The sequence below is a fragment of the Acinetobacter sp. YH12096 genome (assembly GCF_013419215.1).
Classification (GTDB): domain Bacteria; phylum Pseudomonadota; class Gammaproteobacteria; order Pseudomonadales; family Moraxellaceae; genus Acinetobacter; species Acinetobacter amyesii.
The window spans coordinates 1-16,259 of sequence record NZ_VPAM01000052.1; the positions used below are offsets into that span (position 1 = coordinate 1).

The following is a 16,259-nucleotide window of genomic DNA, read 5'->3' on the forward strand; positions in this document are numbered from 1 at the left end:
GCCTATTTAAGTGATGTGCTGAAAAGGTTGCCGACACATAAAGTGACTCAGATTGAAGAATTACTGCCACATCGCTGGAAATCCAACTCAAATTAAAAAATAGGCATGGGGTTCAGCGGACGCTTACTAAGTAATTAACTACACTAATCATAGTTTTTCACAAATTCTAAAACGTAGATCGCATTCAACTTTTAAAGTCCCTTTTTATGCTTAATTCGTCACCTTAATTATAGGGAGTAAGAGAGTCATGTAATTTATTTGATACACGGTGTTTCATCACATATTATCAAATCAAGGGATGTTATTTTGTCTCGTATATTTAAAGAATAATCCTAATTTTCGAGTAGCTAGTAGTAGGAGGTTTTCAAAAAATGAATAAAATTAGTCATAAAAAAAGCCCCCATCTTTCGATGAGGGCTTTTTGAATTTGGAGCGGGAAAGGAGACTCGAACTCCCGACCCCAACCTTGGCAAGGTCACCGAGATTTATCCCATTAAATGACATTATTTGTAAGTATATGATTTAATTAGTAAGATATGGTTTTTGGTGGGCTAAAATTTAGATCAATTTAGATCATTTAATGTTGTTTTGGTCACTTTATTTTAGACGTTTTAGTTTATAAAAGTCACCTATATTTTGATACTAAATTTCATGAGAAACAATAACAATATATAATTTAATATAATGATTCTTAATTCTCATGAGGATGCAAGAGGATGGTGAAATCACCTTTACCGAAGCCGAGCTTTTGGCTGGCGTAAATGCGGCTGACGTGGACGGCGATACCTTATCGGTGACTAATGTTCAGGTGGATCCTGCGTTGGGTACTATTACCGATAATGGCAATGGCACTTGGACCTTTAAACCAAAGGAAAACTTTGCCAACGCCTCGGCAGAGGAATCGGTTGAAATCACCTTTGACGTGACCGATGGCGAGTGGAATATTCCAGCCTCGGCAGAGGTTCATGTTGAAGCAGTCGCTGATGGCGTGAATATTGACTTGAAAGCCAATATCTTTAATGACGGTGGCACAGGTGGTGAAGGCGGCACAGGTGGTACGTCAGCGCCAGTTGATCTACCTGCTGCGCCGCCATCAACGGGTTTAATCTTCAAGACGTATAACGGTATATCCATTACTCAAAGCCAAAAGGCGACTTTTGATTCAAGCCGTCTTGAGCAAATATTGGAAGGTAACACTGCTAACTCAACGGGACGCGCCAACGTATTCACTGGTAACTTTACAGGAAGTGAGGTGGCCCGTGGAAAATTCGATGCAGTGTCTTATACCGGTTTGATCTACCTAGAAGCAGGACGTGAATACAGTTTTGAGGGCTATGCAGACGATTCAATGTTTATTGAAATTGGTGGCACAGTTCTTTCTGAAACAACGGGGAATGCTTACGGGGATTATGGTCCAACATTTGTAGGAGGTGTTGGTGATGGCTCAATTTATGTGAACAGTTTCATACCACCTGCTACGGGTTACTACACTATAGAAGCCTATTTCGCTAACTTAAATCGCACAGGTAAGTTTGATATCAGTGTGCTTGAGAAAGATGTCGGCGCAGATTGGACCACCGCCACTTCTAAAGAGCTAACTTCCGATAACTATCATCTTTATGGCAGTGCCGAAGAGCTGATTACACTTGGCGCTGAAGTTGGTACTTTTGTTGAAAGTGGCAGCGGCGATCACCAAGGGAAGTTTGGCGGTTACTTTGCTGCTGGTGTGGTTGATGAAGGGATTATCGGTAACCCGATTAAGCTTTCAGGTATTGATGTTACGCTGATTGATAATGATGGTTCAGAAACACTGACTGTGTTGAAGATCACCAACATTCCAGAGGGTAGCACCATTACCGATGGCGCCAATACCTTTGTTGCTGATGCAGACGGTGCTGAGTTAAATCTGATGGATAATATTATTTGGGATTTAGACCAATTAGTATTTATCTCTAATCCAAATCTAACGGCAGAAGATTTGCCCGGTGGTCAACTCAGCATTGACTTGAAAATTGAAGCCACCACCAAGGAAGCAAGTAACGGCGATGAGAAAACCGTGGTGAAAGATTTGCTTGTGACGGTGTTAGACTTTGACGCCAGTACCGCAGATTTAGACCCAGCGATTAAAAACACCGATAACCTGTTTACCCATGGCACTGATAGTAACGATACGCTCACTGCTCCAACAGTCGCTGAGGATGTAAGAAAAGTCACTGTGGGTGTCAATGGTGAAACGGGATCAAAACATCCAGATAATCCATGGACGATACAGTTTGAGGGAAGCAAACCCGGCTTGAGCATTACCCAGGTAGTGATTGATTTGAATACTTCTGTTAATTCAGATGTACATTTTAATGCATCAGGTGGTAGCGGAGATTTCAAAACAAAAAATCAAGACTACTTTGAAAAGAAACCGCTTATAGGGGGTAGTGACTCACCAAGTCACGCAAGCCTCACCGGTGGTATGGTGAACAGTTACAGCATTGGTGGGCATAGTGGTATCACGGGTAACCGTAAACCACAAACCTTAACTATCAACTTTAATTCGGGGCAATTTACTTCGGGTAAAGAGTTTAGTTTTGTCGCTGATACGGATACGACACGCTCTCCTAACAATAGCTATGCCGATCAGATGGCTGGCTCTACCATCACGGTTTATTTCAGCGATGGTAGCAGTCAAACCATGACCTACGAGCAATTAAGTGGCAGTGGTGCTTCAAGCAAAGCAGGTGCCGAGCATGAAGCTAACTGGGCAGCAGGTGCTTACCTCAACGGCGGCGATGGTGACGATACCATTTACGGCTCAGGTGGTGACGACTATCTGGTCGGCGGCGCAGGCGATGACTACATCGAAGGTGGCGACGGCAAGGACTATCTGCTTGGTGGTGCTGGTGATGACCAATTGCACGGCGGACAGGGTGATGACACGCTACTTGGTGGCTTAGGTAATGACTTGCTAGTAGGCGGTGAGGGCAATGATATCTTGATTGGTGGGCTAGGTAGTGATACAGCACTTTATGATGTTTTAGTTGCTGCCGACGCGACTGCGGGTAATGGGACTGATACATGGAAAGACTTCACTCTTGGCTCTACGATTAGTAATCCAGAGGCAGACAAGCTTGAGTTTAGCCAAGGATTCTTCCAAGGATTACTGGATGTCAATCAAGACGATATCGGGCAGTACATTAAAGTCGAAGATGTAAATGGCACAGCGACAGTGAAAGTGGATCGTGATGGTGCTGCAGGTACGCATGATTGGGCAAACCTATTGGTACTTGAAGGGCATAAAGCTGCCGATGTAAATTTACAAACTTTATTAGATAATCAACAGATTATTATTGGTTAATATCCATAGGGTTGGATTGAGCTACGGCTTGATTTAGTCCTAAGCTAAAGAAAAGCAGTGTGCGGTGCATGCTGCTTTTCTTTGTTTTTAAATGCAGCTTGAAATGTGGCATTAGCGAATCAATTGTATCGTTGATTTTTATTGTAAATTTATCATGATCGATGTGGCACACATGGCTTTAAAATAGACAGGAATGCTGCTATAAACAACAGCAGTACAATACCTTTTTTGATTTGTAAACATAATAGAAATTCGACACTTAGACCATGAAATTAACCCAATCCAAGATATGGTTATGCTTGTTTTTACCCATATCTAGCACGTTTAGCACTGCTTATGCAGCGCCTTCCTCATCTTATTTTGATGCCAGTAAAAATAGAATTCAGCAGCTATTCGCACCGCAATCTGCAACTGCAAACCAAGTCAACTTGCAGCAGTTTAAGCAATTTCCATTAGATATTCAGTCGCTACAAGAACGGTTGCCTGTAGTGACTAGCACGGCTCAAAATACTGGACATTCCACAACAAATGCCGCAACGGTCGGATATGTAGCCGAACTAGGCTTACAAGATGCCATTCAACAAGCGCTACAACGCCGCCCTGAAATTACCCGCAGTATTGCCACTTTGGCAGGGCAAGCCGCAAATATCGATGCAGCTAAGGCGCAGTATTATCCACAAATTTCAGGTGGTATCAGCACCGCTGACTTAACCACAGGTGAACGGGGCAGACAACTTTACAGCTTATCGGCAACCCAAGTCCTGTATGACTTTGGCAAAATTAAAAGTGCGGTCAATATTGAACAAGCCAAATTATTAGAAGAACAGGCCAATGTGCTCGTGAGTATTGATGATATTGCCTATCAAACCGCCAATGCTATCGTCAATATCAACCGTTATCGGGAAATTGTTAAAATTGCCCAGCAGCAAATTCAAGGGGTTGCTCGGATTGCCGAAATTGCCAATTTACGGGCCCAAGCAGGCATTAGCAGTCAGGCCGACCCTATTCAGGCGCAGTCCAATTTAGAAGCCGCGCAGTCCAATTTACTGATTCAAGAAAGTCAACTCAAGCAATATCAACAAACGCTAAGAACCCTTTTGGGCTATGACGTGTCCAATATACAACTGAGCTTGCCTGATACTGTGATTCGTCATGCAGAGTTATATGAAGAACCCAGCTTTAGCCAAATTCCGAAAATGATGGCGGCACAGGCTGCGGTACAAGTGGCACAATACCAAAGCCAAGAAACCAAACGCAGTGTTTACCCTAGTATTTATGTCAAAGGCAGTTTAAATCAGGCACTCAACGGGAAAAATCCCAATAATAATGAAGATGATGGCATGTATAGTTCAGTCATGCTAGAAGCCAACAGCAATTTTTTCCAAGGCGGTGCTTTACGTGCCAAACAACGCTCAGCGGCGTATGCCGAGCAGGCAGCCAAAGCCGAGGTGCAAAGCGTGTACTTAGATGTTTTAGATCAAATTCGCTTGATTCGAGAGCAAATTGATAATAAACAAAAGCAAATGGAGGTTTTAGCATTGCGAAAAAACACCACTGCCCGTACCAAAGAACTGTATCAAGAACAATATAAACTGGGCACCCGTACCGTGGTGGACTTGTTAAATTCCGAGCAGGCAATTCACAGTGCAGCGCAAGAAATTGAAACCGCCCGTTACGATATTTATGCAGGCTTAATTCAATATATTCATGTCACAGGGCGCTCCCGTGATCTTTACCAACTCAATAACACTAAAATTCAAGGGGTGGAGATTCAGCCATGAGTACCGCTATACACTACCAGCCTTGGCTACAAGCCGTTTTAACAATTGCCAAACATTATCGCATTGAAGCTTCGGAAGAGCGTTTACGTTTACAACTGGACTGGAACCCGAACCCATCTAGCGATGAGTTGGTGACTCTGATGGGGCGGCAAATTGGCCTACAGGTCAGAGCCAGTGCCTTTAGTCCCGAAATCTTAAACCCTTGGCGTTTACCTGTGCTCATTGCCATGCACGATGGGCAGGTCGGGGTGTTAGATAAACTCGATGCCGCAGGCAATGCCAGCGTACAATTTAGCGGTGACCAAGGCTTGGCACAAGTGCTCACGCTGCAACAACTGCAACACAGCATACAACAGGTCTATATTTTACGCCCTGAAAAATCGATCCCCGATGTGCGGATTGATGAATATGTCAAACCCTACGAGTCGAGCTGGTTTTGGTCAATTGTCCTGCGGGATTGGAAACGCTATATCGATGTCATGTTTGCCTCTTTAATGGCCAATATTTTGGCTTTGGCGACGGTTTTATTTTCCATGAACGTCTATGATCGGGTGATTCCAGCCCAATCGATTCCGACCTTGTGGGTGTTGGCAGGTGGGGTATTGTTGGCGGCGATCTTTGAATTTAGCATCCGTGTCGCCCGTATTTATTTGTCGGATATTATTGGCAAACGGGCCGATTTGAAAATTTCAGATCGGGTCTTTGGTCATGCGCTACGCATTAAAAATAAAGAACGTCCCAAGTCCACAGGCACCTTTATTTCCCAAATTCGAGAACTGGAAGGCGTACGGGAATTGGTGACTTCGACCACCATTTCAGCGGTGGCCGATTTACCGTTTTTCTTATTGTTCTTGGGCATTTTTTGGTTAATTGGCGGCGATTTATTTTGGGTGATGTTGGCTGTGGTGCCGTTGATGATTTTACCAGGGATTTTGATTCAAAAACCGTTGGCCAAATTGGCTGCTGAAGGTATGCGCGAAGGGGCAATTCGTAATGCCACCTTGGTCGAAGCGGTACAGGGCATTGAAGATATTAAATTATTACGTGCCGAAGCACGCTTTCAAAACCAATGGAACCATATGAATGAAGTCTCGGCAGAGATTTCGATGCGTCAGCGCAAATTGGTGGGCGTGGTTGGCGCATGGACGCAAAAAGTCCAAGGCCTAACCTTTGCCATTGTGGTTTTGGTGGGCTGTTTTGCAGTCATGAAAGGCGATATGACCACGGGAGCCTTGGTGGCCTGTTCGATTTTATCCTCTCGGATGCTGGGGCCGATTGCCCAAATTTCGGGGGTGCTGGGACGTTTGCAACAAGCCAAAGTGGCCAAAACCAGTTTGGATGAATTGATGAAAAAACCTGTCGATCAGGCGGAACATGCCCATCTGATTCATCGTACAGCTTTGCACGGTCAGTATGAGCTCAGCCAAACCCTATTTAAATATGCCGAAGATGATGCGCAAGCGACTTTGGCAATTCAAAAACTCGAGATTCGTGCAGGGGAAAAAATTGCAATCTTAGGTCGCAATGGCGCAGGGAAATCGACCCTGTTACAACTGTTGGCAGGCATGCAAGAACCTGTACAAGGCAAAATTAAACTGGATGGGGTGGATTTGGGTTTAATTGACCCTGCCGATGTGCGTCGTGATATGGGCTTGCTCAATCAAAATGCCCATTTATTTTTTGGAACGGTGCGGGAAAACCTTAAATTGGGCGCACCTTTGGCCACAGATCAAGACATTTTAACGGTCTTGAAAATGACAGGGGCTTTGGATTTTGTGTTGGCGAAAAAAGAAGGTTTAGATCATCAGGTCTTGGAAGGTGGAGCAGGTTTTTCGGGCGGACAACGTCAGGCTTTACTCTTGTCACGGCTGTTATTACGTCAGCCGAATATTGTGCTCCTCGATGAACCGACCGCAGCCTTGGATGATGTCACTGAAAAACAATTGATTGATCATTTACACACGTGGCTGGGGCAAAAAACCTTGGTGATTGCCACCCACCGTCGTGCAGTGCTGGAATTGGTGGATCGTATTATTGTGTTACAAGACGGAAAAATTGTGATGGATGGCAGTAAACAACAGATCTTGCAGCAGTCAGTTTCCAATCAGGCGGAGGCAACAGCATGAGCCAGCAATCCTCGCAACCGAACAAAGTGACACACATTGAACCACCTTTGCCAAGTGCCAGCTTATTTATTTGGATTATTGGTATAGGTTTGTTGGTGTTGTTGGCATGGGCGTGGTTATTCCAGCTCGAAGAAGTGTCCACAGGCACGGGAAAAGTGGTGCCTTCCTCTAAAGAACAAACCATTCAATCACTTGAAGGTGGGATTTTAACCAAGCTCAATGTACAAGAAGGACAAATCGTGCAACAGGGGCAGGTGTTGGCACAGCTTGATCCGACCCGTTTGGCTTCCAATGTGGGTGAGTCGGCATCGTTATTATTGGCCTCGCAAGCCACGGCTGCACGGTTGCGTGCCGAAGTGAATGGTACAACACTGCATTTCCCTGCCGAAGTCTTAAAAGACCCCGCCTTGGTGCGTGAAGAAACTGCATTGTATCAATCTCGTCGTTTTAATTTAGAGGAGTCTTTGGCGGGTTTGCAGCAGGCTTTGCTATTGGTACAGCAAGAGCTGAGCATGACCGAACCTTTGGTGGCTAAAGGCGCGGCGAGTGAAGTGGAGGTGTTACGCTTAAAACGTCAAGCCAACGAACTGCGGAATCAAATGAATGATGTCCGTAACCAATATTTGGTCAAAGCCCGTGAAGAATTGGCCAAAGCCAATACTGATATTGAAACGCAAGGACAAATTGTAAAGGGTAAGTCGGACAGCCTGAGCCGTACCGTCTTTAAGTCACCTGTACGCGGGATTGTCAAAGAAATTAATGTCATGACTTTAGGTGGGGTGGTGGCACAAAATGGCAAGCTGATGACCTTGGTACCGCTGGATGAAAAACTGCTGATTGAAGCGCGGATTTCACCACGAGATATTGCCTTTATTCACCCAGGTCAGGAAGCTTTGGTTAAAGTCACCGCCTATGACTATTCCATTTATGGCGGACTCAAAGGCAAAGTCGCGGTGATTTCACCCGACACCATTCGGGATGAGGTTAAGCAAGATCAGTTTTATTATCGGGTCTATATTCAAACCAATAGCGATAAACTGAAGAATAAAGCAGGGCAGCAGTTTAGTATCACCCCAGGTATGGTGGCCACAGTGGATATTAAAACGGGTCAGAAAAGCGTGTTAGATTATCTGATTAAACCGTTTAATAAAGCGCAAGAGGCGTTAAGAGAGCGATAATATAGCGTTAAGATTTTGGTTTAAATCAGGTTTTTAGTAATATTTATTTAAACTTTGCGGGTTGCTTGGTTTTTTACCCGAGTGTTCGGAATTGCATTAAAGTGCAAGCACAGTCTGTAATAGAAATAAACAATGAGCGCCACAGGCGCTCATTTTTATGGCTGTTTCTGCCTTTAAAGGCTGCGGGAGAGACCGAAGAACAATGAGGTCTGATGCGCTTGATCAATTAAAGGGCTGTTTGAAACTTTGGATGGCAAAATCTTATGGGTCACCACCGCACTGCTACGCCAGTTGGCATTGATGTTATAACTCGCGCCAAGCGAAACGTGAGGAATCACCACGCTCTCTGGACGATATTGAGTGACACCTTTGGCCACTTCAGTATCTAAGGTACCATAATAATAATTCGCTCGATCATCCGATAACCACGTTGCGCCAATATTCGGAATGATGCTGAGTTGCGGGGTTAAGCGCCAAAAATATTGATAATTCAGTTTTGCGGCCGCCGTATCACTGGCATTACCGATATCGGTGAGCACTTGAGTCGAGAGGACACCGTATTGACCTTTCCACATTCATTCTAAGCCAGCATCTGCACTCATCTGCCGATCTTCAAGTTGTTCTCTGCTTAAATTGTGCTTGGCTAGTTTGGCACGATTCAAATCATTTACCTCTAAAACATCCAGATTGGCGCTTAAAATTGCACTGATGTTAAATGCCTGATCTTGATATAAATGCATACCACCATAACGGCGACTGGACTTGAGTCAAGAGTATCTGGCTGTACCTTGACGCAGAATCAACAAGGAAACCGAGGGATCACGGGGGTGTAATTCGATCACAGATTGGATGAAATCATATGAAGAATAGATTTTCTCAGACTGGACTGACCTTGATTGAGCTGATAATTACGATTGCCATTCTAAGTTTGCTGTTGATGATGGGGAGCAGTCTGAGACAGCGTTGATTATAGTGCAAAAGAGAGCTCGAAGAAGAGTTTAACGGATTGGTCTGAATGAGACTACTTGCACCACTTGGGTTTCGATCGGTGCAAGCGATAGGTGATCTAAACGAGTCGCAAACACAACAGCATATTTCCAAGTGCTCATGTATAAATACAAAACCACAGAAAAATATACTTGAGTATTTGTCTTGGTTTATATTTCAAGTGGTTTTGTTGCATAAATATATAAGCCATTGATTTTATTAAATTAAAATCCTGACTGAAAAACAATCAAATCCTATAAAATCATATAGTTAGGAAATCTTTGTGCAACAAAGCCGTGTTATCAGATCAAATCATAGGCTTTTTTATGCTCAAGCTGATGGATAAGTCTCAAGATGAGCGATCTCACTTCCTTAAGCAGGATTCGGGTTAAATAATGTTTCTATCTTATTGCGTTGCCTTAGGTGATATTCATCTGATGAGCTGAGTTGAATAGATTCTATGTTCTTCCGATGATAAGCAATTAAATCAATCCCTTGAACTTGCAGTCTACTCTTTAATTCTTGGCTGATGTAACCTCGATCCCCGTAAAGTTTTGCTTTTGTACCAGCAACCAATTGCTCAACCATTTTTACGTCAGCAACATGTCCATTCGATAAAGCGGAACAGACAATTACACCAAATTGATTCATCGCAATATGTAATTTACATCCATAAAACCAGCCCATTGAGCTTTTACCACGTGATGCAATTTGGATTAATGATTTATAGCGCTGAATTCGTTGATTTTTACACACTGGCAGAGTTGTTGAATCAATCCATAAATATTGTGCATCTTGGTCTTTCATCAGCGCCACATGTAAAGCGTGTAGGGCCAATTGGTGCATATTAATCAGGTGAATCATGCGTTGATAACAAGGTAAGTTTTTAAATAAATGACTTTTATCCTGTTTCAGCTATGAAAAAAATGCTTTGAAATTATTGAAGTGAGAACACTTATACCAAATGGCGATAAAGATGATTTCAAAGATACGAGGAATTTCCAGTAGGTTGCTTCAAATTTAAGAAAGAAATCATCAATTACACAGAATAATTCAGTACTATTGAACATCGGGACTAGAGTTGTGGGTTTTGTGTGGTAACTCAACTGATGGCTGTAGTCCTTCTGTTTTTCAAGTCCATTTCTTATCCGCGATTCGGGTTATTTAGCTTATTGAAAGGTCAATACAATTTAGTAACGAGTAGAGCACGTAGTATTCATGGATTCCTTAGCGGAATATATGCTTCGTTATGTGCATATCAATTAACCCATCGGAAGGAATAAGCCAATAATTCAAATTATGGAATCATCGGCTTAAGCAGGATTCGGGTTACTTAAAACTGACCAATATTAGATGCTCATTGTATTTGGCATCAACAGATCATCATACACATCTACTCGATAATTGCTAACTAAGGTAGCAGTATCAATACCCGATGCAGATGCAGTAGTTGCGGTTACATCACCAACGAATTGAGTTAAGTCAATTTCGTTATCAGTTGATTCAATTAACAATGATGTCACTAGGTTCTCATTCAACAACATCCCTTCAGCAGAATGATCGAATAATTCAGCATCCTCTACACTCAATACATCAATTAAAGATTCTTCACCTATTGAGAACAGTGCAGGTTGAGGCGCATTGACTTTATCTAAGATGGTTTCACGATCCCAGATGGTACCATCATTGAATTCAATTGAAGTAATGCCATACCCCTCATAAATACTTAAGTCCGAAAACTGATACGAGACACGTATTGGGGAACTATAGCCTTCAATATAAATTTCTAAATCACTTCTATTTTGCTTTAGAGTAATCTCATTCTGATAATACCCTGTCAGTTTCAAAATATTATTATCGATATCTGATCGGTAATCATGAATACCTATAAGCTGATATATATCATCATATATATCCTTTCTATCGAATACGTATGTATCACTACCCACTCCACCTTCTAAGCGAGCATTCTTTCCACCTTGTGAGTTCAGAATATCATCCCCATCACCTCCCTCTAAGATATTTCCAAAACCACCACCCAGCAGAATATCGTTACCATTACCACCATATAAATAGCTATTAGGTGCCTTTGATTGAATATAATCATCCCCATCATTACCATAAATGGTAGCACTTTCTTCAATAACCAAATGGTCTTCGCCTGATGTCCCTTCAATACGATTTGTGAGTTTCTTAATTATTGTTTCTCTGTCCCAAATTGTGCCATTATCAAATTGAATTGCACTAATTCCATAATGTTCATAAATTTCTAAATCTGATAAATGATAATCCACATGTATAGGCTTTTCATAATCAATTAAATAGATTTCCAAAGTACTCCCCAGTTGCTTCAGCACAACCTCATTTTCACTATATCCTTTCAATATCAAAATATTATCTTCAATATTTGATCTGTAGTCATGAATAGTAAGCAATTGGTTTGCATCTTGATAGATATCTGCTCTATCAAAAATATATGTATCGCTTCCTTCACCACCTCTTAATGACGATGTCGTTCCACCTTGAGCATTCAAGATATCATCACCTTCTTCACCAAAGAGGAAGCTCTGACCACCACCACCTAATAAGGTATCATCGTCAGCGCCACCATATAAATAATCTGTAACTTCTGTTCCTTTTAAAATATTGTGTTCAGAATTATTTGTTGGTTTATACGTCCCAGAAACTTCACCAATATTATAGATTTTTTCAGCTATATTGCCTGCAACATCAGTTGCAATGACTTTATATTTCGCTGATTCCCAACCTACCATATTATTCAGTTTCACAGCCTGCCATTCATCATTTACCCATTTGTATACCTCATATGCATCTGTTGGCGCATTGAAAATGACTTGATCATTCTGCGCATCATAACTAAATACAGATTGCAACTCAGGTGCAGTCAAATCAACTGTAATGGTTTTAATATCAGTGTAGCTTTCATTACCTACAAAATCGGTTACTTTCGCTCTAAAATTATATTTACCCTCATCAAAGAAATTAAATCCATCAGACCAATAATCAAACTGATGCTCTAACTTAAACCAAGTAACACCACCATCAGTTGAATATTGATACTCGACAGTGCTATTTAATTCATTACCTCGAATCGACAAATCAAACGATGCATCATTAGTAATGCCATCAATTGCCGAGATGCCAGAATCTTCAAAATCAGTAAAGATCAATTCACCAGCAACAGGTGGTGTAATATCCGTGGTGATATAAACCTGATAATCACTTTGGGTCTGACCATCCATACTGATAATTTCAATATTGAGTTGATCATTCAAACCTTTTGCATTTAAACCTGATTCAGACCAACTTGACTGATATGTGTAAGAACCATCAGCTTTTAATATGAGATAACCATGCTCTGTTTGATAGGTAATTGATTCAACATTGCCCTTACCATTTTCAATTTGGATTTCTTGATCACCTACTTTTAGAATATAGCTCTGTGGGGCTGAAACTTTGCCATTTACATCAGCAAAAATATGACCGACTACCGTTTCATAGCCATCAAACACCAACTCATTTACGAGTTTTTCTTGTTTTACAACTAACTCAAAATCTGTATTCCAAGAATATGCATTGAGCTGTAAAGTGTAATGACCAGGTGCCAACCCTTCAGCAAGAATAATATCTTGATAACTTAAACCTATGCTTGAAATTGATTTAGAACCAGAAGAACTAATTCCATCTCCATAGATACTATAGTTATAAGAACCATTTATACTGCCCGATGCCGTAGTTAAGCTGAGAATAATTGACGCATTTTCACCTGTCACTTCAAAATCAACATAAACATACATCGAGCTTTGATCTTGCTGACTATAGACAATGTCATCTTTCAATACCGTCTGTGTTTCAAATATTTCAGCTAATTCAAAGTGTGCAGCTGCATTTTCTAAATGATCAACGGGTGCATACAATTTATTCGTGAGTGCATTACCTGCTTGGTCTTTGGCCACAACCTCAAGCTTTTCACCATTGCTATAGGCTTTATCTAAAGTAATGCTGTATTTGCCTTCAGCATCTGCAACCGCAGTGCCAATCACTTTACCTTTATAACTCACCATCACTGTCGCATTTGCTTCAGTCATACCTGTTACGGTTTTATTGTCTACAGCAAGCTCTTGGGTCAAGGTTGCTGGGGCTGTCGTATCCGGTGCAATGATCGTGTTTGGTTTGGTGCTGTTATTGGCTTTATCTGTTGCCGTGACTTGCAGACTTTCACCATTGATGAAGGCTGGGTTCAAGGTCAATGTATATTGACCATCTGTACCCACAACCGTTTTACCAACAACTTTTCCATTATACGTTGCTGTAACTGTTGCACCTGCTTCGGTTTGACCTGTCACTGTTTTACCATCGGCACTGATCACTTGCGTCAAGCTCACAGGAGCTGTCGTATCTGGTGCGGTGATACTATTTGGTCCAGTGCTGTTATTAGCTTTATCGGTCGCAATCACTTCAAGCTTTTCACCATTGCTATAGGCTTTATCTAAAGTAATGCTATATTTGCCTTCAGCATCTGCAACCGCAGTGCCAATCACTTTACCTTTATAACTCACCATCACTGTCGCATTTGCTTCAGTCATACCTGTTACGGTTTTATTGTCTACAGCAAGCTCTTGGGTCAAGGTTGCTGGGGCTGTCGTATCCGGTGCAATGATCGTGTTTGGTTTGGTGCTGTTATTGGCTTTATCTGTTGCCGTGACTTGCAGACTTTCACCATTGATGAAGGCTGGGTTCAAGGTCAATGTATATTGACCATCTGTACCCACAACCGTTTTACCAACCACTTTTCCATTATACGTTGCTGTAACTGTTGCACCTGCTTCGGTTTGACCTGTCACTGTTTTACCATCGGCACTGATCACTTGCGTCAAGCTCACAGGAGCTGTCGTATCTGGTGCGGTGATACTATTTGGTCCAGTGCTGTTATTAGCTTTATCGGTCGCAATCACTTCAAGCTTTTCACCATTGCTATAGGCTTTATCTAAAGTAATGCTATATTTGCCTTCAGCATCTGCAAGCGCAGTACCCACTACTTTACCGTTATAGCTTACAGTCACCGTTGCACCCGCTTCGGTTGTACCGGTCACCGTTTTATTGTCTGCAGCCAATTCTTGCGTCAAGGTCGCAGGTGCTGTCGTATCCGGTGCTGTGATCGTATTTGGTTTGGTGCTGTTATTGGCTTTATCGGTTGCAATCACTTCGAGCTTTTCACCATTGGTGAAGGCTGGAGTCAAGGTCAATGTGTATTGACCATCTGTACCTGCAATCGCTGTACCAACCACTTGTCCATTGAATGTCGCTGTTACTGTAGCACCAGCTTCGGTTTTACCTGTGATCGTTTGACCATCAGCACTGATTACTTGCGTTAAGCTTGATGGCGCTGTGGTATCTGGTGCTGTTACTGCATTTGGTTTGGTGCTGTTATTGGCTGTGTCAGTTGCAACAACTTCAAGCTTCTCACCATTGCTGTAGGCTTTGTCTAAAGTGATGCTGTACTTGCCTTCAGCATCTGCAAGCGCAGTACCCACTACTTTACCGTTATAGCTTACCGTTACTGTTGCACCCGCTTCAGTGGCACCTGTTACAGTTTTATTATCTGCAGCCAACTCCTGCGTCAAGGTCGCAGGTGCTGTCGTATCCGGTGCTGTGATCGTATTTGGTTTGGTGCTGTTATTGGCTTTATCGGTTGCAATCACTTCGAGCTTTTCACCATTGGTGAAGGCTGGAGTCAAGGTCAATGTGTATTGACCATCTGTACCTGCAATCGCTGTACCAACCACTTGTCCATTGAATGTCGCTGTTACTGTAGCACCAGCTTCGGTTTTACCTGTGATCGTTTGACCATCAGCACTGATTACTTGCGTTAAGCTTGATGGCGCTGTGGTATCTGGTGCTGTTACTGCATTTGGTTTGGTGCTGTTATTGGCTGTGTCAGTTGCAACAACTTCAAGCTTCTCACCATTGCTGTAGGCTTTGTCTAAAGTGATGCTGTACTTGCCTTCAGCATCTGCAAGCGCAGTACCCACTACTTTACCGTTATAGCTTACCGTTACTGTTGCACCCGCTTCAGTGGCACCTGTCACGGTTTTATTATCTGCAGCCAACTCCTGCGTCAATATTGTTGGGGGAGTTACATCTCCTGATGTACTATTACCTCCACCACTACTTGCTACCGCTGCAACCCCTGCTGTTAAAAGTCCACCGCCACCATACGTAATAAATTTATTATCGAACCAAAAATTTGATTCCTGTGCTAAAAATTTTTCTAATTCACTCAGATTTTCTAGATTAGAAGAATCTAGTCGCATTATACTTTCATTATTTTCTAAAATTTCAATAGAAAAATTTTCAGTTTTAGACAAAATAATTTGCTCACCATTCTTGAGCTTTACAACAATTTGTTCCGACTGCTGAACAATATTTTCTACTTGGCTAGCCTCTAAAGTTGTTTTAATGCCATCTTTTAAAATTAAAATTTGCTTTGACATGAATTAACCCTCTGTTTTACAGAAACAAAACAATAAGATTACATTAAATAGACATGAATACAATTTTATTAATTACTAGGCTTTGTTGCACAAAGATTTGAAAGGCAAAGCGCCCCTAATTGAGCCAAATTTAAGGCGTAACTTGGGTAAGTGGTCGACCTAATTCCGTAAATCTGTTGAGGACTGCTACACGTGCATGGGCACTGTTGCAAATAGAGATTTGAGTCGATGATGTTCCCTTTAAAAAGTACTTAGAGACCGAAAACCCTGTTGATTAGACACACTTCACCCTGAGGCTGACCATAATAAAATGACGATGCTTGTCC

At 42.2% G+C, this 16,259-nt stretch carries 9 protein-coding genes and 3 pseudogenes; 7 read left to right on the forward strand and 5 right to left on the reverse strand.

Annotation, left to right across the window (positions count from 1 at the left end; translation table 11 throughout):
• From FTU36_RS15520 to FTU36_RS15540, 5 genes are all read left to right on the forward strand, one after another.
• The coding region (locus FTU36_RS15520) for a transposase domain-containing protein (protein WP_141192730.1) at nucleotides 1–96 on the forward strand (96 nt) is incomplete at its 5' end.
• 604 nt (nucleotides 97–700) lie between these two features.
• Complete coding sequence (locus tag FTU36_RS16865; RefSeq protein WP_180053481.1) at nucleotides 701–3,346, forward strand: cadherin-like domain-containing protein; 2,646 nt, start codon at nucleotides 701–703, stop codon at nucleotides 3,344–3,346.
• Between the two features lie 266 nt (nucleotides 3,347–3,612).
• Nucleotides 3,613–5,127, forward strand: coding sequence for a TolC family protein (locus FTU36_RS15530; protein ID WP_180053482.1), 1,515 nt, complete (start codon nucleotides 3,613–3,615; stop codon nucleotides 5,125–5,127).
• Nucleotides 5,124–7,253 carry a type I secretion system permease/ATPase gene (locus FTU36_RS15535; protein ID WP_180053483.1) on the forward strand — a complete coding sequence of 710 codons (2,130 nt, stop codon included), beginning with the start codon at nucleotides 5,124–5,126 and terminating at the stop codon, nucleotides 7,251–7,253. The genes FTU36_RS15530 and FTU36_RS15535 overlap by 4 nt, the downstream gene beginning before the upstream one ends.
• Nucleotides 7,250–8,431 carry an HlyD family type I secretion periplasmic adaptor subunit gene (locus FTU36_RS15540; RefSeq protein WP_180053484.1) on the forward strand — a complete coding sequence of 394 codons (1,182 nt, stop codon included), beginning with the start codon at nucleotides 7,250–7,252 and terminating at the stop codon, nucleotides 8,429–8,431. The genes FTU36_RS15535 and FTU36_RS15540 overlap by 4 nt, the downstream gene beginning before the upstream one ends.
• A gap of 173 nt (nucleotides 8,432–8,604) precedes the next feature.
• Here FTU36_RS15540 and FTU36_RS15545 read toward each other — a convergent pair whose 3' ends face one another.
• Together FTU36_RS15545 and FTU36_RS15550 are read right to left on the reverse strand one after the other, a co-directional pair.
• Nucleotides 8,605–9,006 (reverse strand): MipA/OmpV family protein, encoded by a 402-nt coding sequence (locus FTU36_RS15545; protein WP_180053485.1) that lies wholly within the window; start codon nucleotides 9,004–9,006, stop codon nucleotides 8,605–8,607.
• Complete coding sequence (locus tag FTU36_RS15550) at nucleotides 9,007–9,171, reverse strand: hypothetical protein (RefSeq protein WP_180041764.1); 165 nt, start codon at nucleotides 9,169–9,171, stop codon at nucleotides 9,007–9,009.
• A 119-nt stretch (nucleotides 9,172–9,290) separates the two neighbouring features.
• Between FTU36_RS15550 and FTU36_RS16925 the strand changes: the two genes are divergently transcribed.
• Nucleotides 9,291–9,398 (forward strand): prepilin-type N-terminal cleavage/methylation domain-containing protein, encoded by a 108-nt coding sequence (locus FTU36_RS16925; RefSeq protein WP_180041762.1) that lies wholly within the window; start codon nucleotides 9,291–9,293, stop codon nucleotides 9,396–9,398.
• Nucleotides 9,399–9,805: 407 nt separating this feature from the next.
• Here the strand turns inward: FTU36_RS16925 and FTU36_RS15560 are convergent.
• Nucleotides 9,806–10,488: pseudogene (locus FTU36_RS15560) on the reverse strand (IS982 family transposase); the annotation flags it as partial.
• Between the two features lie 90 nt (nucleotides 10,489–10,578).
• On the opposite strand from FTU36_RS15560, the pseudogene FTU36_RS15565 reads away from it, so the two are divergent.
• Nucleotides 10,579–10,735 (forward strand): annotated as a pseudogene (locus FTU36_RS15565) (IS982 family transposase); the annotation flags it as partial.
• Nucleotides 10,736–10,767: 32 nt separating this feature from the next.
• Here FTU36_RS15565 and FTU36_RS15570 read toward each other — a convergent pair.
• Both FTU36_RS15570 and FTU36_RS15575 read right to left on the reverse strand, forming a co-directional pair.
• Entirely contained in the window at nucleotides 10,768–15,933 is a 5,166-nt protein-coding gene (locus FTU36_RS15570) for an Ig-like domain-containing protein (protein WP_180118475.1), read from the reverse strand.
• Nucleotides 15,934–16,184: 251 nt separating this feature from the next.
• A pseudogene (locus FTU36_RS15575) lies at nucleotides 16,185–16,259 on the reverse strand (IS6 family transposase); the annotation flags it as partial.